This window comes from Pseudovibrio sp. Ad37 (assembly GCF_001623075.1).
In the GTDB taxonomy this organism is placed as follows: Bacteria; Pseudomonadota; Alphaproteobacteria; order Rhizobiales; family Stappiaceae; genus Pseudovibrio.
On sequence record NZ_LMCF01000047.1, the window covers coordinates 35,517 to 54,051 of the forward strand.

General features: G+C 54.0%; 18 protein-coding genes. 11 read left to right on the forward strand and 7 right to left on the reverse strand.

Features of this window, described 5'->3' with window-relative positions; translation table 11 throughout:
• The first annotated feature begins 16 nt into the window (after positions 1–16).
• Together PsAD37_RS10475 and PsAD37_RS10480 are read left to right on the forward strand one after the other, a co-directional pair.
• Positions 17–3,469, forward strand: a complete 3,453-nt coding sequence (locus PsAD37_RS10475) for an indolepyruvate ferredoxin oxidoreductase family protein (RefSeq protein WP_063296102.1) — start codon at positions 17–19, stop codon at positions 3,467–3,469.
• Positions 3,470–4,031: 562 nt separating this feature from the next.
• Positions 4,032–6,062, forward strand: coding sequence for a methyl-accepting chemotaxis protein (locus PsAD37_RS10480; protein WP_208991819.1), 2,031 nt, complete (start codon positions 4,032–4,034; stop codon positions 6,060–6,062).
• Between the two features lie 112 nt (positions 6,063–6,174).
• On the opposite strand, the gene PsAD37_RS10485 is transcribed toward PsAD37_RS10480, so the two are convergent.
• Positions 6,175–6,501, reverse strand: a complete 327-nt coding sequence (locus tag PsAD37_RS10485; RefSeq protein WP_063296104.1) for a DUF1330 domain-containing protein — start codon at positions 6,499–6,501, stop codon at positions 6,175–6,177.
• 71 nt (positions 6,502–6,572) lie between these two features.
• Positions 6,573–7,142 (reverse strand): TetR/AcrR family transcriptional regulator, encoded by a 570-nt coding sequence (locus PsAD37_RS10490; RefSeq protein ID WP_208991820.1) that lies wholly within the window; start codon positions 7,140–7,142, stop codon positions 6,573–6,575.
• A 142-nt stretch (positions 7,143–7,284) separates the two neighbouring features.
• Here PsAD37_RS10490 and PsAD37_RS10495 point away from each other — a divergent pair, with 142 nt between their 5' ends.
• Positions 7,285–7,785, forward strand: a complete 501-nt coding sequence (locus tag PsAD37_RS10495) for a DUF417 family protein (RefSeq protein ID WP_063296106.1) — start codon at positions 7,285–7,287, stop codon at positions 7,783–7,785.
• A gap of 87 nt (positions 7,786–7,872) precedes the next feature.
• On the opposite strand, the gene PsAD37_RS10500 is transcribed toward PsAD37_RS10495, so the two are convergent.
• Complete coding sequence (locus PsAD37_RS10500) at positions 7,873–8,493, reverse strand: TetR/AcrR family transcriptional regulator (protein ID WP_063296107.1); 621 nt, start codon at positions 8,491–8,493, stop codon at positions 7,873–7,875.
• A gap of 413 nt (positions 8,494–8,906) precedes the next feature.
• Between PsAD37_RS10500 and PsAD37_RS10505 the strand changes: the two genes are divergently transcribed.
• The 5 genes from PsAD37_RS10505 to PsAD37_RS10525 all read left to right on the forward strand — a co-directional run bounded on the left by PsAD37_RS10505 (position 8,907) and on the right by PsAD37_RS10525 (position 12,381).
• Positions 8,907–9,737 (forward strand): universal stress protein, encoded by an 831-nt coding sequence (locus PsAD37_RS10505; RefSeq protein ID WP_063296108.1) that lies wholly within the window; start codon positions 8,907–8,909, stop codon positions 9,735–9,737.
• Positions 9,738–9,972: 235 nt separating this feature from the next.
• Complete coding sequence (locus PsAD37_RS10510) at positions 9,973–10,569, forward strand: HupE/UreJ family protein (RefSeq protein WP_063296109.1); 597 nt, start codon at positions 9,973–9,975, stop codon at positions 10,567–10,569.
• Between the two features lie 145 nt (positions 10,570–10,714).
• Positions 10,715–11,623 (forward strand): aminoglycoside phosphotransferase family protein, encoded by a 909-nt coding sequence (locus PsAD37_RS10515; protein WP_063296110.1) that lies wholly within the window; start codon positions 10,715–10,717, stop codon positions 11,621–11,623.
• A 54-nt stretch (positions 11,624–11,677) separates the two neighbouring features.
• Positions 11,678–12,013 (forward strand): hypothetical protein, encoded by a 336-nt coding sequence (locus tag PsAD37_RS10520; protein ID WP_063296111.1) that lies wholly within the window; start codon positions 11,678–11,680, stop codon positions 12,011–12,013.
• Entirely contained in the window at positions 12,010–12,381 is a 372-nt protein-coding gene (locus tag PsAD37_RS10525; protein ID WP_063296112.1) for a nitrile hydratase subunit alpha, read from the forward strand. The genes PsAD37_RS10520 and PsAD37_RS10525 overlap by 4 nt, the downstream gene beginning before the upstream one ends.
• 19 nt (positions 12,382–12,400) lie before the next feature.
• On the opposite strand, the gene PsAD37_RS10530 is transcribed toward PsAD37_RS10525, so the two are convergent.
• Both PsAD37_RS10530 and PsAD37_RS10535 read right to left on the reverse strand, forming a co-directional pair.
• The gene (locus tag PsAD37_RS10530; protein WP_063296113.1) at positions 12,401–13,144 is read right to left on the reverse strand and encodes a DUF4344 domain-containing metallopeptidase; all 744 of its coding nucleotides are present in this window, start codon (positions 13,142–13,144) and stop codon (positions 12,401–12,403) included.
• Between the two features lie 106 nt (positions 13,145–13,250).
• Positions 13,251–13,613 carry a VOC family protein gene (locus tag PsAD37_RS10535; protein WP_063296114.1) on the reverse strand — a complete coding sequence of 121 codons (363 nt, stop codon included), beginning with the start codon at positions 13,611–13,613 and terminating at the stop codon, positions 13,251–13,253.
• Between the two features lie 225 nt (positions 13,614–13,838).
• Between PsAD37_RS10535 and PsAD37_RS10540 the strand changes: the two genes are divergently transcribed.
• The 3 genes from PsAD37_RS10540 to PsAD37_RS10550 all read left to right on the forward strand — a co-directional run bounded on the left by PsAD37_RS10540 (position 13,839) and on the right by PsAD37_RS10550 (position 17,182).
• Positions 13,839–15,668 (forward strand): PhnD/SsuA/transferrin family substrate-binding protein, encoded by a 1,830-nt coding sequence (locus PsAD37_RS10540; protein WP_063296115.1) that lies wholly within the window; start codon positions 13,839–13,841, stop codon positions 15,666–15,668.
• On the forward strand, positions 15,649–16,329 hold the full coding sequence (locus PsAD37_RS10545) for a response regulator transcription factor (RefSeq protein WP_063287932.1): 681 nt from the start codon (positions 15,649–15,651) through the stop codon (positions 16,327–16,329). Before PsAD37_RS10540 ends, PsAD37_RS10545 begins: the two co-directional genes overlap by 20 nt.
• Positions 16,330–16,561: 232 nt before the next feature.
• Positions 16,562–17,182, forward strand: coding sequence for a chloramphenicol phosphotransferase CPT family protein (locus PsAD37_RS10550; RefSeq protein WP_063296116.1), 621 nt, complete (start codon positions 16,562–16,564; stop codon positions 17,180–17,182).
• On the opposite strand, the gene PsAD37_RS10555 is transcribed toward PsAD37_RS10550, so the two are convergent.
• On the reverse strand, positions 17,163–17,792 hold the full coding sequence (locus PsAD37_RS10555) for an LpxA family transferase (RefSeq protein WP_063296117.1): 630 nt from the start codon (positions 17,790–17,792) through the stop codon (positions 17,163–17,165). The two genes, PsAD37_RS10550 and PsAD37_RS10555, sit on opposite strands and share 20 nt — an antisense overlap.
• Positions 17,789–18,481 carry a ceramidase domain-containing protein gene (locus PsAD37_RS10560; protein ID WP_063296118.1) on the reverse strand — a complete coding sequence of 231 codons (693 nt, stop codon included), beginning with the start codon at positions 18,479–18,481 and terminating at the stop codon, positions 17,789–17,791. The genes PsAD37_RS10555 and PsAD37_RS10560 overlap by 4 nt, the downstream gene beginning before the upstream one ends.
• Positions 18,482–18,535 lie beyond the last annotated feature (54 nt).

An 18,535-nucleotide genomic window follows, 5' to 3' on the forward strand; every position in this document is an offset into this window, starting at 1 on the left:
TTGTGAGAGTAACCTGATGGTTTCTGAAGAAAAAAGCAGTGAGCCGACCCCGTCCAAGAGTCACAACGCCCCGTCGCTGGATGACAAGTACACCCAGACCAGCGGTGTTGTCTTTCTCACCGGCAACCAGGCGCTGGTGCGGTTGCCATTGCAGCAGCGCATGCGTGATGAGCTGGCAGGGCTGAATACAGGCGCTTTTATCTCCGGTTACCGCGGTTCTCCTCTTGGGCGTTACGATATGGAGCTGTGGCGGGCGCAGCTGCATCTGGATAAGCACAATATTGTGTTTCAGCCGGGCGTGAATGAGGATCTGGCGGCAACGGCCATCTGGGGCTCACAGCACGTGGGCAACATGAAGATGCGCAACAAGGATGGCGTGGTCGGCTTCTGGTACGGCAAAACGCCGGGAGTGGACCGCTCCGGCGATGCTTTCCGCCATGCTAACTTTGCAGGTACTCACCCCAAGGGCGGTGTTGTGGCGCTGTGTGGGGATGACCACGCGGCCAAGTCCTCCACCGTTGCAGGCCAATCGGACCATGCGTTGATTGCCTCTGGCATTCCGGTGCTTTACCCAGCCAACCCGCAGGACATTCTGGACTATGGCATCCTGGCCGTGGAGATGAGCCGCTACAGCGGATGCTGGGTGGGCGTAAAGCTGGTGACAGATGTGGTGGAAAGCGCCTCTACCGTGGAGGTGGATCTGGACCGCATTGAGGTTGTGAAACCGGACCTAAAAGACCCACAAGGCGGTGTCTGGATTCGCGAGATCGACCTGCCCGTGCAGCAGGAAAAGCGGCTGCTGGAAGAGAAGATTCCACGCGCGCTGGCCTTTGCGCACGCCAACAACATCAACCAGATCACCCACGATGCGCATGAGCCGGAGGTCGGCATCATCGCCTCGGGCAAGTCTTACTCTGACTTGCGCCAAGCCATGAACGAGCTGGGCCTTACGTCTCTGGAAACGGAAAAGCGCCGCATCCGCATCCTGAAGATCGGTATGGTGTGGCCGCTGGACCCGAAGATCATCGAGGCGTTCTCCAAGGGTCTCAAGAAGATCCTTGTGGTGGAAGAAAAGCGTCCTGTTGTTGAGGATCAGCTGAAAACCATCCTGTTTGATGCGGGCATTTCGTTAAAGGTGCAGGGCAAGGGTCTGTTGCCGAACTCTGGCGTGCTTGCTGCCAATCAGGTGGCCTCTGCCATTGCAGAGTTTTTGGAGGATGAGGAGCTGAAGGCCAAAGTGCCGGTGCCGATCAAGCTGAAGCCGGGGCCGGTGCGCCGTCCATCGTTCTGTTCCGGTTGCCCGCACAACACCTCCACCAAAGTACCGGATGGTAGCCGCGCGCTGGCAGGCATTGGCTGCCACACCATTGCGTATTTTAATGATCCGGTGAAGACCAAGGCCCCCTCTCAAATGGGCGGCGAGGGTATGCACTGGGTGGGTCAGGCACCGTTTACCGATGAGCCGCATGTGTTCGCCAACATGGGCGACGGCACCTACTTCCACTCGGGCTTTCTGGCCATGCGTCAGGCTGTGGCCGCTGATGCAACCATGACCTACAAATTGCTGGTCAACGGCTTTGTTTCCATGACGGGCGGACAGCCCGTTGATGGGGAGCAATCTGTGCCCCAGCTCATCACCGCCGCGCTCAATGAAGGCGTGAAGAAGGTGGTGGTGGTGACCGAGGATGTGGAACGGGTGGAAGCTCAATCCATTCCGGCAGGCGTTGAGGTGCACCACAGACGAGAGCTGGAAGCGGTGCAGCGCGATCTGCGTGAGATACCGGGTGTGACGGTGTTGATTTATGATCAGGCCTGCGCCACCGAGCGCCGCCGCTTGCGCAAGCGCGGCAAGTGGGAGGACCCGAAGGTCCGCACTTACATTCACCCGGACATCTGCGAGGGATGTGGCGATTGTGGTGAGAAGTCTGGCTGCCTTTCCATTGAGCCGCTGGAAACGCCTCTGGGTCGCAAGAGGCAGATCAACCAATCCAGCTGCAACAAGGATTTTTCCTGTGTTGAGGGCTTCTGCCCAAGCTTCGTGACCATTCATGGTGCAGAGCCGAAAAAGGCCACCACACCTGCAGAGCGTCAGATTGAAAGCGTTGGCGATGAACTGTTGGCAGAGCCGGAGTTGCCCGCAATCAACGGCGCAACAGGACTGCTGGTGACTGGTATTGGTGGCACCGGTGTTGTCACCATCGGGGCGATCCTCTCCATGGCAGCGCATTTGGATGGCAGCCGCGTTTCTACACTGGACCTGACGGGCCTTGCGCAAAAGTACGGGGCGGTGATGACGCATATGCGCATCGCCAAGTCCGCCGATGGCTTGCAAAGCGCCCGTCTGGCGGTTGGCGAAGCGGATGTGGTGATCGGCTGCGACCTGGTGGTGACAGCAGGTGACGAGACGCTGACAACACTGCGCAAGGGGTCCGCTCAGGTGGTGGTGAACACGGAAGAAGTGCCGACCATCGACTTTTCCAAGAACCCGGATTGGGACATCAACACGCCCAACCTGCAGGCGCGACTGGAAGAGGCAGTAGGTGACCGATTGGATTACTTCGACACCACACAGGCTGCGAAAGACCTGTGCGGGGACGCGGTGATGGCAAACATGATGCTGTTTGGTGCCACCTGGCAGCGCGGCCTTATTCCGGTGACACTCGGTTCCATCCGTCAGGCCATTGAGCTGAACGGTGTTGCCCGCGACAAGAACTTCGAGGCCTTCAATTGGGGCCGCCTGATGGTGTTGGACCCGGAGCGGGTTGCCAAAGCACGGGCACCGATTGCGACCGTGGTGAAGCTGGACCGGCCTCTGCCACTGGAAGAGCTGATTGAGGACCGGGTGAACCGCCTCAGGGATTATCAGGGCAGCAGCCTTGGCAGGTTTTACCGTCAAAAGCTGGTTGCGCTGAAAAAGGCCGGAGCGGGTGAACTGATACTTCGCACCGCCGCGACGCAATATTTCCGTCTGCTGGCGCATAAGGACGAGTTTGAAGTCGCGCGCTTGTTCTCACAGCCACAGTTCAAACAGAGCCTTGCGGAAACTTTCGAGGGTGATCTGGAAGTGCGCTTCCACATTGGGGGCGGTCCCTTTGCGAAAAAGGACCGTGTGACTGGCTTGCCGGTGAAGACTGAGTTCGGCTCGTGGATGATGAAGTTATTTTCGGTCCTCTCTAGCCTCAAAGGTCTGCGCGGTTCGTTCCTTGATCCCTTCCGCAACAATGAGGAGCGCGTTCTGGCAAATGAACTGCGCTCATCATATGAGGCAGACATGGATCTGGTCTGCACCCATCTGGCAGAGGCTGGTGAGAAAGCTGCGCATGATCTGCTGAGCTGGCCAGTGAAAGTACGCGGGTATGGCCACGTCCGTGCGGGCAATGCGGAAAAAGCGCTGAGGCTGCGCGAGCGACGCAAAACAGCGCTTAGCAACGCACAAAACAACGCAAAGCCGGAGAAGGTGCCTGCATAAGCGTAACGTAATGATATGTTTGATGGAATTGGGGTGAGGCTTGCGGGTTTCACCCCGTTTTGGTTTTGGAGCTTACATAGCAACGCAAACAGGTTCAGCGATTTTTTGTAGAAAATTGGCCCCCTCTGCAGGATCGCACAAGATCATGCAGTTATTCCCTCAGTCCAAGACATGCAGCGGAGTTGTGGCGGCAACCTGCCGTTGATGAGATGCCCTGAGTGAAAGATGTAGGTACTAGTACCACCCTAGTTTTGAGTTTTTCAAAGATTAATTCCAAAATGTGTATTATGCACTTATGGATAAACCCTAATAGTGATCCCAGTTCTATTTTAGTAGTGTCAAATAAAACGGGTTCTCCGTCAGGGATGTAAACTGATTTAAGCTTGTCTCTATTATGTATTATGATGATAAATTCTGTTAAATATTAACAAAACTATAATAATAGTGACTGTTTTATTTACGCAAGGAGAGGGCTAATCAACCAGAGGTGGTTGAAACCAGCATCATATGAGTGAGAGATGGCGGAACCCGTACTGATTTCTACAGTATGGCGAAGCAGAAAATGAAACTAAGTCATCGCATTGTCAGCGCATCAGCAGCGGTTCTTCTCGTTGCCTCATCGCTCGTAATTTCGATCGGAACCTACCTCAGCATGCAAACGGCTGAGCAAGACAGCCGGGCCTTGTTCAACTCGGTTGCATCTGGATTGGCTGCCACAGCGCAGGATCTTTTAAAAGAGTCGCAGGTTATTTCCACAACACTTGCACGCACTTACGGCGCTGAGATCGACAGCGGAGATGCTTCGCGCACCAACATCGCGCTCATGACAGAAGCAGCCCTGCGCGGCACAACGGACATTCTCGGCATCGCGGTCTTCCTTCAACCGGATGTTGCAGGCAAAGATGCTGATTACGTTGGCAAGAAGTACGCTTCTGACACTGGCCAGTTCGTTCCCTACTTCTACATAGAAAATGGCAGTGTTCAGTCCCTGACAGCAGACATTGGCCGCGCTGATGTTCAACGGCGTATGCGCAGGACGATACAGCAGAAAAGCCAATTTGTGACCGAGCCTTACACCTTTGATGTTGAAGGTAAAACGATACTCTCCGCCTCGGTTCTGGACCCGATCCTGAACGCAAAAGGCGAGGCCGTTGGTGTTGTGGTGATCGATGTTGACTTCGATAAGCTGCAGGAAAAAATGGGCGCCGCCAACTTCTATGACACTGGCCGTCTGGCAGTGGTCAGTGAAGACGGGCTCTGGGTTAGCCACAGTGACCGCTCCGTTCTGGGCGAGAAAGTCCGCCCGGTTATTGAGAGCATCATGAACGGCGTCCGCGACAAGGCGAACGTGCAAGAGGTCGGTGACCGCTTGTTTATTTTTGAGAAGTTTCAACTGGGTACGACAGATCAGTACTGGTTTGCTGGCATGTCCGTCACCACTGAGGAGCTGACAGCTGGTGCCCGCAACACCCGCGATATGGCGTTGATTGCAGCAGTGGTTTCCGGCCTGATTGGTTGCATCATCTTATGGTTCATCGGCAATTCCATCGCCCGCCCAATCGTCAACCTGACACACCGCATGCAGTCTCTTGCTGATGGCAATGTTTCTGATGAGGTGCAGTATACTGGCCGCTCTGACGAAATCGGCCAGATGGCTAACGCATTGAAAGTGTTTGTAACTGCGGTCTCTGAACGCCAGAGCTTGCAGTCTGAGGCCGAGAAAGAGCACTTGCGCGAGGCAGAGCGTCAGAAGCAATCGGCCAAGCTGATTGAGGCATTCTCCGGCACTGCAGAAAACGCTTTGACGGTCATTCACGGCCGGTTTGACGAGCTGGAGCAGACCTCCAAAGAACTGGCGGATATTGCCGAGAACACAACCGTCCAAACCACAGCAACTTCTGCGGCCTCAGAAGAAGCTACGGCGAATGTGCAAACAGTGGCCTCTGCCTCTGAGGAGCTTTCAACCTCCATTGAAGAGATCGCGCAGCAGATCGCCCGAACCAACAAGGTGATCACCCAAACCAACGATGCAGTACAGGCCACCAACACCAAGGTGTTGGATCTGGACGGCACGGCGCAGCGTATTGGTGAGGTGGTCAATCTCATTCAGGACATTGCCGAGCAAACCAACCTGCTGGCACTCAACGCCACCATTGAGGCAGCTCGTGCGGGTGAGATGGGCAAGGGCTTTGCCGTTGTGGCAACCGAGGTGAAGGAGTTGGCAAGTCAGACCTCTAAGGCGACTGAAGAAATCTCTCAGCAGATAGCGGAGATTCAAGGCTCCTCCAAGGATGCCGTTGAAGCTATTCAGGAAATTACCTCCAGCATCCGGCAAGTCAACGAGTTTTCATCCAACATTGCGGCCTCTGTTGAACAACAGGGCGCGGCCACTGCCGAGATCACTGAAAACGTGCATCAGGCAGCGACGGGTACGCAGAACGTTTCTGAAAACATGGTGCTGGTGGCGCAGGCAGCAGAGAAGACCAACCAGTCCTCTGATCTGGTCTTCAAAACCGCATCGTCCGTGCGGCAAGAGGTTGTTGACCTTCGCGAGCAGATCGACGACTTCCTGTACAAGGTGCAGTCCGTATAAGGCTGTGACCTAACGATAAATCAGGCTGGTGAAGTGATAGGCTTTGCCAGCCTTTTTTGATGCCGGGATATAGCGGCTTGCACCTATCCGTCGCTTCATTTGCGATATGAGGTCATCTTGTGAAATAACCTGACTTTACAACACTTTCAGTTTCCGAATGCCCCGGAACGACGGTCGCAAAACCATCAATAACCTGGCTGCTGAACTTCCTGAGTTCTGTCATATCCTCTGAGTTATAGAACTTTAAAGCGGCCTCAAAACTCTCGAACCTGTACATCACCATATTCGTGTAGGCTGTTGGCCCCGCGAGGGTTTTCATTGGGCTTGCGACAATCAACTCGCCACCATATTTTTCGATAATAGGAAGGGATCTGGGCCCGAGTTCCTCAATGCGTGACCTGTCGATAATATTGTAGTGGTGAAGAACATAACCAGCCATTTAAAGTGTCCTGAAATTATAGAGTGAGGCGACGCCTACATCACTGTGCCTGCTAAGCAAACCCGGTCCGCCTAAATGGTGCTGACCAGCACGCTGACTGTCTCTTCCAGCTCTGTCAGGGTCGTGCCGCCGCGCACCATGACGCGTAGGCCGAAGTAACCTGCTGCCAGCAGACTGGCTTTTTGCTTCCGTAAAGCATCGTCACTCTTGTAAGGTTCAGAGACGGCGAGGGCGGTGTTGAACAGGTCTTGCGTGCTCTTGATGCCTTCCTGCGCGTTGAGCTGGATCTGCTGATCATCATGGGCGTGTTCAATGGCGGAGTTGCACAGGAAGCAACCGCTGCGGTCACCATTGCGTACGGGCTCCAGAACTGCTGCAAACAGATCTACAAACCGCTGCTTTGCGTCCGGGGCCTTGCAGATCACCTGTGCTAGGTGGCTTATGTCCCGTTCGTGATAGAGCTTCAGCGCCCGCGCGTACATGGCGTCTTTATTGCCAAACTCCCGGTAGAGCGACTGCTTCTTCAGCTCGGTTATCCTCTCCAGGTCCTGCATGGAGGTGCCATGATAGCCTTTTTCCCAAAAAGCTCTCTGTATTCTGTCCAACGCAGCTTGGGGGTCAAATTCCCGAGGTCTCGCCATCACATTAATTCCTGCTCACAACAATGTTACCGATGTGTCCATAATTCATTATGGACACATCGGTCCGCAATACATATACCTAAGTGCACAGGCTGGCAAGACCCGCCGCAAAACACTACCAAATTCAACACAGGACGTTGAAATGACTGATCTTACTCACGCGCCTGCCACTCAATCAGATGACAACGCTGCCCTGGGTGCTTTGTTCTCCGATATCGCGAAAAACGGAATCTTCGCCTCCCTTATTCTCGTGTTCCTTTGGTTTGGTGGCATGAAGTTTACGGCTTATGAGGCCGGAGCAATTCGCGGACTGGTCGAGAATTCTCCCTTTCTTGGATGGCTTTACTCATTCCTGTCCGAAGGAGCTGTGTCCAAACTCATCGGACTTACCGAGCTGACTATCGCGGCTTTACTCACCACTCGCTTCTTCGCGCCTAAATTTGCGGTCTTCGGTGCGCTTGGTGCCATCGGCACGTTTCTGTTGACCTTCAGCTTCTTCTTTTCCACGCCGGGCGTGTTCATTCCGGACACTGGCGTGCTGGCGATTTCCGTTATTCCGGGACAGTTCCTTTTGAAAGATATTGTCCTGCTGTTCGCATCCGTGTTCGCCCTAGGCAATGCCCTCAGTGCAACTGCAAAATAAAGATATACTCCTCACTGTGCACTGAAATGGGGGCGTCAATGACGCCTCCATTGGGCTGTCTGCTGTATGCTGGCTGAGAGAGGGGGATTACTTTCCGCCCGTCTTCATTCTGCTCCCCAGCACCTCCAGCGTAACCTCAATTAATTTAAAGAGTTTTTCTTGCGGCGTGCCGAACTTCACCATCTCATACATCCCTTCGAAGACCATAATAAAGTAGGTGGTGAGGATTTCGATGTCTTCCGGGTTCTTCAGCTCATCCTGACACTGAGTCAACTTATCCCTGATCTGATCTTCCCAATCAAACTGCAGGTTCTGAAACTCTGTCCAGAGGTTTTCGTCGACATAACCTAGGTCCACAAGTGCGGGCCAGAAAAGGCCTTTCTCGGCTTTCTGGTCATCGCAGCACAGCTCGGTAAACTCCATCAGCACCCCTTGCAGCGCGGAGTATGCATCCGAATGCATTGCCATAACCGACTGCATTTGCTGGCTGTATTTTAGGTAGTACCACCGCAGCGCAGAGACCGCCAACTCCCGCTTTGACCCAAAAGCAGCATTGAGCGTTTTCGTAGAAACACCAACAGCTTCAGCCACATCGTCCATAGTGGCCGTTACAATTCCATTCCGCAGAAACACACGAATACTCGCGTCAAACAGACTTTCGAGTTCGGGGATTGGAATGTCTGGTTCAATTGGTTCATCCGAGCTCATTTTGAGACTATAGATTATTCAAAAATGCCCTCAACGCAGATGCTCAGCTTTAGAAAAAGAAACGCAACTCCAATGAACTGGATACATTTCACTTTATGCCAATTCCGTTGAACTCCACCAGACGGACTGCACAATAAGGCAGATTTGTGTTGTTTATCTTTAAATACTAAAAATGTAAAAACGGCCTATTGCTCCGCGTCTCTATGTCTATCATAGGTTGACTTGAGGTTATCTTGCATACGCAGGGTTATAATATTTCGCAGGAAGCTAAGTATAGCACCCAATTTACTTGTGGCTGTTTGGGGCCAACTATCACTCTATGAGGCGGGAAGGGTATTCTTGGCAACTCGACCTACAGGTGGGTGCTTTTCGCATTCTGCGCTTCATGAATTGAGTCAATTGGAGGTTCAGATATGTCTATCAAAACAGTCGTCATCCTTACCGACACGTCTGGTGAGCAGGTTGCATCCCGCGTTGCCGTTGAGCTCTCCAAGCTGACAGATGCCTATCTGATTGGCGTGGCTCCCAATTACGAGACTTCTTACTATCTGTGCACGGCCGGGCCAATGCCGCCAGACTATGAACAGCGCTTGCAGGAACAATCCGCCGAGACACTTAATAAGTCATTGGAAAGCTTTGCAAAACACTTTGATGGTGCGGGCATGGATGGTGAAACGCGCGTCACGGACATCACCCTTGGCGGCACGTTTGACGAGCTGATGCATCTGGGGCGTTTGAGTGATGTTACCGTGATACGACAGGACGATCCTGCCAAGCCGGAACCGATGCGTGCTGCCATGATTGAGGCGATGGTGTTTGACACTGGTGTCGCGACGCTCATTGTGCCGCACGCCTATGAAAAAGCGTTTGCGCCCAGAAACATAGCTGTGGCATGGGATGGCTCCGGCCCGGCCTCCAACGCAGCGCATGCCTCTATGTCCATGTTGCAAAATGCAGACACTGTCTCAGTTGTGATGATCAAGCCGCATGACGAGCCAAAGCATTCAGAACTAACGGATATTCGTAGTTACTTCGAGCGCCATGGTGTCAACATCCATCTGGAAGTGATGAGCAACGTCTCCGGCTCCGTCTCAGAAGCGCTGCTGAGCACGGTAGAACGTCTCAACGCAGACATGCTGGTGATGGGCGGATACGGCCACAGTCGGTTGGCGCAATACCTGTTTGGCGGGGCAACGCGCCGGGTGCTGCACGATATGAAAATCCCGGTTCTGATGACCCATTAAGACACTCACCTAGGGGGCCTCACAGGCTCCCTTTTTTACTGCTGCATTCTCACTGAGTAGTTCCAATGATGTTTTCTACAAGCAATCCGGTGTGATTTTCTCAAAAGAACGTGGTTTGATTGCTTGATCACCGAAAACAAGTCAGTTTGGCGTCACCTTGTGCGGTCACCCTGCACCATACCTGACGACATAGACTGCGCGTGGCATTGCGCGCTCAATATTGGAAATTGTACTTATGAAATTGAGAGAGACTGCCGGTTTAACGGGTCTTCTGGCAGTATTGATGTTGATTGCTCTGCCTGCACACGCCGCTGCCTTTTCAACTGCGCAAGCCAAAGCGGATTTTCTCCACGGTCTGTGGCATCCCCTTGGTGGGCTGGATCATATCCTCACCATGGTTGGTGTAGGTGTCTGGGCTGCGCTGGTGCTTCTTAAAAAGCGTCTGGTCTGGCCGCTAGTGTTCACGCTGGTCATGTTCATGGCGTTCTGGGCACGCTACATGGGCGTTGTCGTGCCGTATGTTGAGACAGGCATCCTCGCCTCTGTCATCCTGATTGGCTTGCTGGTCGCGTTTGCGCTCAAAGTTCCGGTTGTCGTGGGTGCGCTGGTAGTTGGCGTGTTTGCCGTCTTCCACGGCGCTGCGCACGCAAATGAGGCGAGTGCAAGCAGCCTGCTGATTTATGCGCTTGGCTTCTCTGTTTCCACGTTTGCGCTGGGTCTTGCTGGGCTCGGCCTTGGCTCCCTGACAGAATGGAACAGCGGACGCATGTTCCTGCGAGCCCTCGGCGCTATCACCGCGTTGTTCGGTCTCTACCTGATGTTTGTTGCCTAGTGTCGCTTTAAGGCGACAGTTTTTGAGGGATTGCCTCAGTTTTGAGGCTTCCCCTTCGCAAGCTCACTCAGTTCTGCTTAGGTTAAGGTGCGGTCCCGACCGCGCCTTTTTTATTGCTGATTTTGATAAGTGATTGCGAGTTTCAATGAGTGATGGCCGTCTGATGATAGCGCCCGAAGTGGTGCGTAAGATGCTTGATGAGCAGTTCCCCGAGTGGAGGGACCTGTCTGTCAGACGTGTTGAGCAGGACGGCTGGGACAACAACACCTTCCGCCTTGGCAACGAGCTGAAGGCGCGCTTGCCGTCTGCAGCGGGTTATGTTCCGCAGGTCGAAAAGGAGTTTAACTGGCTGCCGAAACTGGCAAAACATCTGCCTGTCACGGTTCCTGAGCCTGTTGCTCTTGGCAAACCGACTGCAGATTACCCATATCCGTGGTCGGTCTATCGCTGGATCGAGGGAGAGACAGCCTCTGCAGAATCTATCCGTGATATGAACGAGTTTGCGAGAGATCTCGCAGCCTTCCTGCATGCGCTCTGGGCTGCTGATACCACAGGCGCACCAGAAGCCGGAGATCACAACTGCTACCGTGGCGGTGATCTCAGTGTCTATGATGAGGAGACCCGTTTTTGCCTCTCTGGTGTGACTGACTTGATTGATGCCGACGCAGCGCTGATGATCTGGGAGCAAGCGCTTCGGTCTAAATGGGAGAAGCCTGCAGTTTGGGTGCAGGGAGACCTCTCAAACGGGAATATCCTCACACGGGATGGCCGCCTCAGTGCCGTTATTGATTTCGGCCTATGCACGGTTGGCGATCCCGCCTGCGACTTAGTTATAACCTGGAAGTTCTTTTCCGGCGTCAATCGCGAGATTTTCAAAACCGCGGTCAATATCGACCAAAATACCTGGGATCGCGCCATAGGCTGGGCTCTCTGGAAGGCAGTTCGCACGCTCTACTACGCCAGAAAAGACAATATCGCTGAGGAACAAAGAGAAGCAAAAGCAGTAATTGAAGTCATCCTCTCAGATGCAAAACTTGTTACCACGAAGACTTAAGGTCCTGCCTTTAGGCTCTTTCTGATCTTATGCAGTCAAACAGGAAGAGCAGCAATGGAAAGAGACTTTGAGTTGTTGTTGACCCAGCGCATGTGGGAGGATCCGGCATTCGCGAAACTGGCACAGCGCGATGCAGCTGCTGCGCTTAAAGAGCTGGGAGTGAAGGTTGATCCCAGCGTTAAAGTCCGGATCATCCAGCAGAGCAAAGACACGCTTTATCTGACTATTCCACCTGCCAAACAAGAGGGTGCACTTGATACAACATTGGATCTCAACCAGATGGATTTGTGGTCCAGCGGGGAGATGTTTGTCTGGGTTGCCTCGGTTTATAACAAGGTCAAGCTGCTCGGCATCCGCTCTTCCATCGCGAAAGGGAAGAGGGAAGCATGACAGACCGCGATAACAGCGACTTTGCGGAGCAAGACTACCGACGGATGATCAACGATCCTGCGTATCGCCAGCGCTTGATTGCAGATCCGAAAGGAACAATTGGCGAAACAATGGGTTATGAGTTTGACGCAGGTGTACGCGTTGAGGTGATTGAGCAGGAGCCCGAAACCATCTGTATGATGATCCCCATCAAGCCGGAGGGCTCTGCTGAAGAGGTTGAGCAGGCGCTGCACAAATCAACCGAGCGCGCGTATGACCTGCTGTTTTCCTCTGGCATCGGCGGGTATTTCATCCCGAGTGATGAGCTGAAATGGACTCTTCGAGATATGCGCCACAGTTGGATCAGCAAACTGGGGCTCAAGTTATGACCCCCAGTACACAAGCACATCAGTTCTGCAGATTGGACTGATAGAGGGATCTCAGGTGCGGGATGAACTCGGTGCAGAAGGAGATGGAGACCTCCTCAGGATCGTAAAACGCATTCGGCTCGCCACAGCTTTCCACCTTTACGATGACCTCGTTGGGCAGAGACATGTCGTCTTTCAGGCTTTTGATTTCCTCAGAAAGCACGTGATTGATGACCTTGGCGTCCGCACCAGTCCCCGCTTGAAAAGTCATCGCAACGCCGGAGCCAGGCTTCATTTCATCAAACACAGCGCCCCAACTGCTGGCAGCTTGCTCGTACTCAAACGGGCACATTTCTGCCCGGTCTTCCGGCAGGTCCAGGTCTGAAGCCAACTCAGCGCGTTTATCCGGATCTGCCCCATAAAACAGGCAGATATGGTTGTAGTAGCGCTGCTGATCAGGTCCATGCAGATCCCACCACGCCACCTCATCTTCCCCTTCGGGATCGTTGATGTAGCCAAACGCGCTGTCAAAGGCGAGCTCCTGCGCGGCCTCTTCCTCATAAAGCCAGTCAATCATCAGTACGGAGAGCACATCTGCGGCGTCTTCCTCCTGCCCGAAGATCGGCACCTGCATTTGGTCAATCACCGCATGGCCAACCTCGTGGTAAAAGATCGACAGGATATTGGCTTCCACAAAGGCGTTCTCTGCTTCATCAGCCTGTGCTCCAAGAGGAGACAGCAGCGAAACTGCGCAAGTCGCGGTGAGAAGAAGAGAACGTAGCATTGGCGGCCTTCCGTATGAGCACTTGAAATCTCTGAATAATCATTCCAATGCCATGTTTACGCAGGTTCGCCAAATCCTTTGTGCTTTGTGATACATCTGAAGGCCGTTAGCAGTGGAAGTTGAGCTTGTTGCCATCCAGATCGCGGCAGTAAGCCCCATAAAATGCCTCACCGCGCGGGCCGGGAGGGCCTTCATCTTTGCCACCCAGTTGCAGGGCGAGTGTATGCAGGGTCTCGACGGTTTCGCGGTCTTCCACCCGCAAAGCCACCATGGTGCCGTTGCCGATGGACGCGTCCTGACCGTCATACGGGGTGTTGAGGACGATGAGCGGTTTACCCTCGCCAAAGCTCCAGGCATAAAGCCGGTTGTTTTCAAAGACCCGTGTTGCTCCCATCTTCCCAAAAATGGCGTCGTAAAATGCACAGGCACGGTCTAAGTCGTTGGTACCTAAAGTGATATAGCCGATCATATGGTGTTCTGGTCCTAATAGATTGTAGTAAATGGCAGAGTGTTCAAAATCAGCAGAGGTGAAAGTTTCATTCCCCAGAGTAAACTACAGGGCAGGCCCCAAGTAAATGCAGAAGCGGTACAACCTGCCGCGCTTCGTCGCCCCAGGTGAAGTACCTATTGCAATTCGGCAGGATCGCTGTTTGTTTCGGATTATCTAATATACGTTGAGCCTGGGAACTGCTGCATGCGAGGCTTTCTTCAGCGCATTGTTTGTGTTGTATTTTTTCTTGCCGTGCTGGTTGTACTCCAACTGATGGCCAGTCCAGTGTTTGCGCGCTCTGACATGGTGCGTGTTGGCATCCTGTCCTATCGCGGCAGTTTGGAAACCCAGCGCACATGGGCACCGACCATTGAGCATTTACAACGTGAACTGCCGGATGTGGAGTTCTCCTATCTACCTCTGACCCTTCAACAAATCGCTGAGCAAGCTGACCAGCTGGACTTCATCATCACCAATCCCGGCCACTCGTTTCAATTGGAACGGATTGCGGGCGTCAGCCGCATCGCCAGCGCACGCTCTCACGTCAATAAAAATGAAATGTACGACCTCGGGTCGGTGATTTTCACGCGAACGGACAGTGGCATCATTGGGCTGACAGAGCTGAAAGGCGCAAGCGCGGGCGTTGTCTCGACAGAAGCTTTTGGCGGATATCTTGCTGCCAAACACAGTCTGCAGCAAAGTCTTGGCGATGAGCCTGACCTGCGCGTTAAACCACTGGGCTTTCCGCAGCAAACGGTGGTGGAAGCGGTGGTCAAGGGAGACGTGCAGATCGGCATTGTACGCGCCTGTCTGTTGGAGAGCATGAGTGCCGCTGGCAAGCTGGACAAAACGCAAATCCGCGTGTTGGGTCAGCAGTATGATCCGGAGTTCGCCTGTGCCAGAACCACGGAACTTTATCCGGGTTGGGCGTTTTTGAAGGTGCCCGGCGTTTCGCCTCAGCTGGCAACACGCATCACGCAGGCTCTGCTTTCCATGCCGGATGGCGCCTGCACGGATGAATGGCTCGGCCACGCCAACTGGATTGCACCGGTTTCCTATGCTGCGGTTGAGCGCGTTTACCGCGATCTGGCGCTCTATCCCTACAACAAGGACTTGCGGCAGATCCTGAAGGACTGGGTGGAGCGGAACTACTTTCTGCTTGCTGTGATTATCCTGCTCAGCGGAGCTTTTCTGCTGCATGTAGGGCACGTGGAATTTCTGGTCCGCCGCCGCTCGCGCCAGCTGGAAACGGCCAGTGACAAGCTGGCGAACGCACTGCAACGCAACCTGATACTAGAAAGCGAGCTGGCCCATGCCGGGCGTGTCTCTTCCATGAACATCCTCGCCAGCAGTCTGGCGCATGATCTAAAGCAACCGCTTGGGGCCATCTCCACCTTCGCCCACAGTCTGCGGCAGCGGTTGGACCGTGGTACGGCGGATGAAGAAACGCTGCAAAAACAGCTGACCCGCATCTCCGAGCAAGCCAATCGGGCCTCCGACTTCATCAACTCCATGCGCAGCTTCCTCAACAAGCAGCCAGAGGCGCGGCGGCGTGTGGACCTGCGCGATTTGGTGGATGAAACGGTGATGCTGATGCGCACTTTCGCCGCCAAACATGCCTGTCAGCTGCAATGGAACCCACCCCATGAGCCTGTGTTCGTCTGCTGTGATGATGTGCAATTGCGGCAGGTCATGGTGGTTCTGCTGCAAAACGCGCTTGATGCTATGGTGGAAGCTGGCCTTGAGGATGGAGTGATCTCCATTCAGCTGGAACAGACTGCAGAAGCCTGTGAGCTTATGGTGTGCGACCAAGGGGCTGGCATTCCAAAAAAGCTGGAGGATAAGGTGTTTGAGCCGTTTTATTCCAGCAAGGGCAGTCTGGGTTTGGGGCTGGCCACCGCGCTTAGCATTGTAGACAGCCACGATGGGGAGTTGACCCTGAAACCGATGCTTGAGGCAGGTACATGCGCAACAGTGAGGCTACCACTAAGCTGCTCACAAACTGAGGGAAATCATGACACAACAACCAGTTAAACCGCTTTATGGACCAGAGGCTGAGCCTGTGATCATCATTATTGATGATGATGACGCCATGCGGGAAGCGCTGGTGTGTCTGGTGGAGTCTGTCGGGTTGAAGGCTGTTGATTTTGAGCGTGCTGATGATTTTCTGAGCTCTGATCTACGCCCTTGCGTTGGCGTCATCATCACCGACATGCGCATCCCGGGCACCAGTGGCCTCGGGCTTTTAGAGAAGCTGCGTACCTCAGGCCAGCACTTGCCGGTGATCGTCATCTCTGCCTTTGCGAACCTGCGTGATGGTGTGCGTGCCATGAGCCTTGGCGCCGTCGATGTACTGGAAAAACCGTTTGATGAGCAAGGCCTGCTCGACAAACTGCAAGACCTGATCACAGAGACCCGAAACCGCGCCAGCCAATGCTGCCTGACAGCGCAGGCCAAAGTGAAGGTAGACCGCCTCACCAACCGCGAACGCGAGGTGATGGGTTATCTGGCACAAGGCCTGCAAAACAAAAGCATTGCCAATGCATTAGGCCTTAGCGTCAAAACCGTAGAAATCCACCGCCACAACGTCCTCGCCAAACTGGAAGTGCAAACCCTCGTCGACGTTTACCAGCTCACCCAAAGTGCCGACCGCGCAACGGGGTCTGGCCGGTGTTGCGGCGTGGAAGAGGCTTAAACGCGGATTTCGGAGGCGTTGAAGCTGGACTCACTGGAAGATACACCGCTGGAAGAAAACCTGTTTGGCCTCCACATTTCTATGGGCGTGACCCTGTTTATCAAAAAATAGTAGCGCCGGGGGGGAGCTGATCTCAACCCTAACGCCGAGGGTGTATTGGGGGCAGTCCCTCGGCATCCGCTGTCTCTCCGTGCAAATCTGTTATGCTGATGGCAACGGGGAGGACTGGTGAATGGAAACAGGGCGGATTGTGTTGCTCAATGGAACACCGTGGTCTGGCAAGAGTTCCATTGTATCAGCACTGCAAAAGCAGGCAGATGAGCCCTGGATAAATCTCGGTGTGGACGTCGTCGTTAAGCACATGACCCCGGAACACATGAAACCGGGGATAGGTCTGCGTCCGGGAGGGGAAAGGACTGATCTGGAAGACTTTATCTCCCGCTCCTATCACGCGCTTTACAAAAGCATCGCGGCTCATGCCGAACTGGGCTTTGATGTTATCGCTGATCTGGGCCACCACAACAGCTATGCGACGCTGGACGGCAACTGGGGGCATTATCTGAAGGAGCTGGAAGGGCTGGATGTGATGATCGTCGGCGTCTTTTGCCCACTGGCAGAGATCATGCAGCGCCGAGCTGGCAGTGATGGGACTTATCTCACGGCCAATGAGGAAGGCGAAATCCCGTTACCCGTCCTTCGTTGGCAGGAAGAGGTTCATAAGCCGGGGATTTATGATCTGGAGCTGGACACTTCGATGTTGAGTGCGGAAGAGTGTGCGGAAAGAATTCTGAATGTGATTGCGTCAGGCGCAAAGTTTAATGCCAGAGACAAGCTTATAGCATCGCAGGTATGAGCTGCTTCGCCTGCTGATCGACCGAGGTCAAGCGGGGGATGACACTGTCGGGTTTGAGCAAGGTGCCAGGAGCGAGAACTGAGTTTGCACCGACTTTGCTGTTGTCACCGATCAGGGAGCCGAATTTTGTCACACCTGTCGGTATCTCGTTGCCATCCTGAAGGAGCGTAATCTCTTTCCCAGCCCATTCATTGCGGTGATTGGCGACAACAACGCCAGCTTCCAGATTGACGTTTTCGCCTAAAATGGAATCTCCCAGAAACCCGAGATGGGCGAGTTTGGAGCCTTTGAGCAGATAGCTGGACTTTACCTCACAAAACGGGCCAACCGCGCAGCCTTCATCCAGAAACACGCCTCCGCGCAAATAGCTGCGGGAGGACACAAAGGCGTTTGGTCCGATGATCACTGCGTCTTTCAGCGTCGCCCCATCTTCCACCACGGCGCTTTCGTGAATAGCGATGGTGTTGGTGACGCGGTACGAGCTATCAAGGCGAGAGATCATGCCCTGAATGATGCTTGCAGCGTTCGTCGTCATTGCCCACGGTGTGTGTTCAAGTCCTGCGAGTGGTGAGCTCTCCCAGTTCGCAATGTAATTACGCAACCGGATCATTGAGCCTTTCCTTGTGGCGGCATCTTGAGAACCAGCGCTGCGAGGAGGAAGCCGATCATCAGGCCGTTGAGCAGGTGCCACATGAAGTGAGTGCCGAAAGCGACGGAGAAGCAGAGGGCCATGTCCACGGTTCGGAACATCAAAGAGACCGCAAAGGTTGCCGTGGCGAGCGTGATATAGGCGCGGGCCGGGTGCTTGCGCAGGTGCATCAGCAGGGTTGCGATGAGCAGAGCGACCATAGCTGGCAGGTATTGCAGAGAGCCGTTGAACGGGTCAGGTCCAGCATCGATATCCGTCAGTACAGCATCCGAACTGAACCAGAAAATAGCGGCGGTGATGCCCACCGCTATGGTACTGGCACGCAAGGTGCGGAACAGGTTTTTACCGGTCGCACGATAGATCACCGTGATGATGTAGAAGGCCACAAAGCTCCAGATCGGGACAACGTCCGCCAGCTCTGACCATGTGTTCGCAAATGTATGAAACAGGAATGAGCCAACCCCAATAGCCGCTGCAAGCGCGATCAGCACCAGCTCTGCGATGCTCGGGTTGCCCCGTTTACGCACCAGATAAAGCGCGATAAGAGCAGCCACAATAAAACTGAGATTGCTGAGCGCATTCAGCGGTTCATTCCAGAACCCCGGCGCGGTTCGCTCGCAGTAAAGGTCAATATAGTCAGCAGGAAGCATCGCAATGTCTCAATGAAAGTCAGAGGCTGAAAGAGCAGGGATAGTAAACCTGTA

Excerpts from the sequence above, each read along its gene's own strand:
- PsAD37_RS10475 (WP_063296102.1), top strand. The coding sequence starts at position 17 with ATGGTTTCTGAAGAAAAAAGCAGTGAGCCGACCCCGTCCAAGAGTCAC.
- PsAD37_RS10480 (WP_208991819.1), top strand. The coding sequence starts at position 4,032 with ATGAAACTAAGTCATCGCATTGTCAGCGCATCAGCAGCGGTTCTTCTC.
- PsAD37_RS10485 (WP_063296104.1), bottom strand. The coding sequence starts at position 6,501 with ATGGCTGGTTATGTTCTTCACCACTACAATATTATCGACAGGTCACGC.
- PsAD37_RS10490 (WP_208991820.1), bottom strand. The coding sequence starts at position 7,142 with ATGGCGAGACCTCGGGAATTTGACCCCCAAGCTGCGTTGGACAGAATA.
- PsAD37_RS10495 (WP_063296106.1), top strand. The coding sequence starts at position 7,285 with ATGACTGATCTTACTCACGCGCCTGCCACTCAATCAGATGACAACGCT.
- PsAD37_RS10500 (WP_063296107.1), bottom strand. The coding sequence starts at position 8,493 with ATGAGCTCGGATGAACCAATTGAACCAGACATTCCAATCCCCGAACTC.
- PsAD37_RS10505 (WP_063296108.1), top strand. The coding sequence starts at position 8,907 with ATGTCTATCAAAACAGTCGTCATCCTTACCGACACGTCTGGTGAGCAG.
- PsAD37_RS10510 (WP_063296109.1), top strand. The coding sequence starts at position 9,973 with ATGAAATTGAGAGAGACTGCCGGTTTAACGGGTCTTCTGGCAGTATTG.
- PsAD37_RS10515 (WP_063296110.1), top strand. The coding sequence starts at position 10,715 with ATGAGTGATGGCCGTCTGATGATAGCGCCCGAAGTGGTGCGTAAGATG.
- PsAD37_RS10520 (WP_063296111.1), top strand. The coding sequence starts at position 11,678 with ATGGAAAGAGACTTTGAGTTGTTGTTGACCCAGCGCATGTGGGAGGAT.
- PsAD37_RS10525 (WP_063296112.1), top strand. The coding sequence starts at position 12,010 with ATGACAGACCGCGATAACAGCGACTTTGCGGAGCAAGACTACCGACGG.
- PsAD37_RS10530 (WP_063296113.1), bottom strand. The coding sequence starts at position 13,144 with ATGCTACGTTCTCTTCTTCTCACCGCGACTTGCGCAGTTTCGCTGCTG.
- PsAD37_RS10535 (WP_063296114.1), bottom strand. The coding sequence starts at position 13,613 with ATGATCGGCTATATCACTTTAGGTACCAACGACTTAGACCGTGCCTGT.
- PsAD37_RS10540 (WP_063296115.1), top strand. The coding sequence starts at position 13,839 with ATGCGAGGCTTTCTTCAGCGCATTGTTTGTGTTGTATTTTTTCTTGCC.
- PsAD37_RS10545 (WP_063287932.1), top strand. The coding sequence starts at position 15,649 with ATGACACAACAACCAGTTAAACCGCTTTATGGACCAGAGGCTGAGCCT.
- PsAD37_RS10550 (WP_063296116.1), top strand. The coding sequence starts at position 16,562 with ATGGAAACAGGGCGGATTGTGTTGCTCAATGGAACACCGTGGTCTGGC.
- PsAD37_RS10555 (WP_063296117.1), bottom strand. The coding sequence starts at position 17,792 with ATGATCCGGTTGCGTAATTACATTGCGAACTGGGAGAGCTCACCACTC.
- PsAD37_RS10560 (WP_063296118.1), bottom strand. The coding sequence starts at position 18,481 with ATGCTTCCTGCTGACTATATTGACCTTTACTGCGAGCGAACCGCGCCG.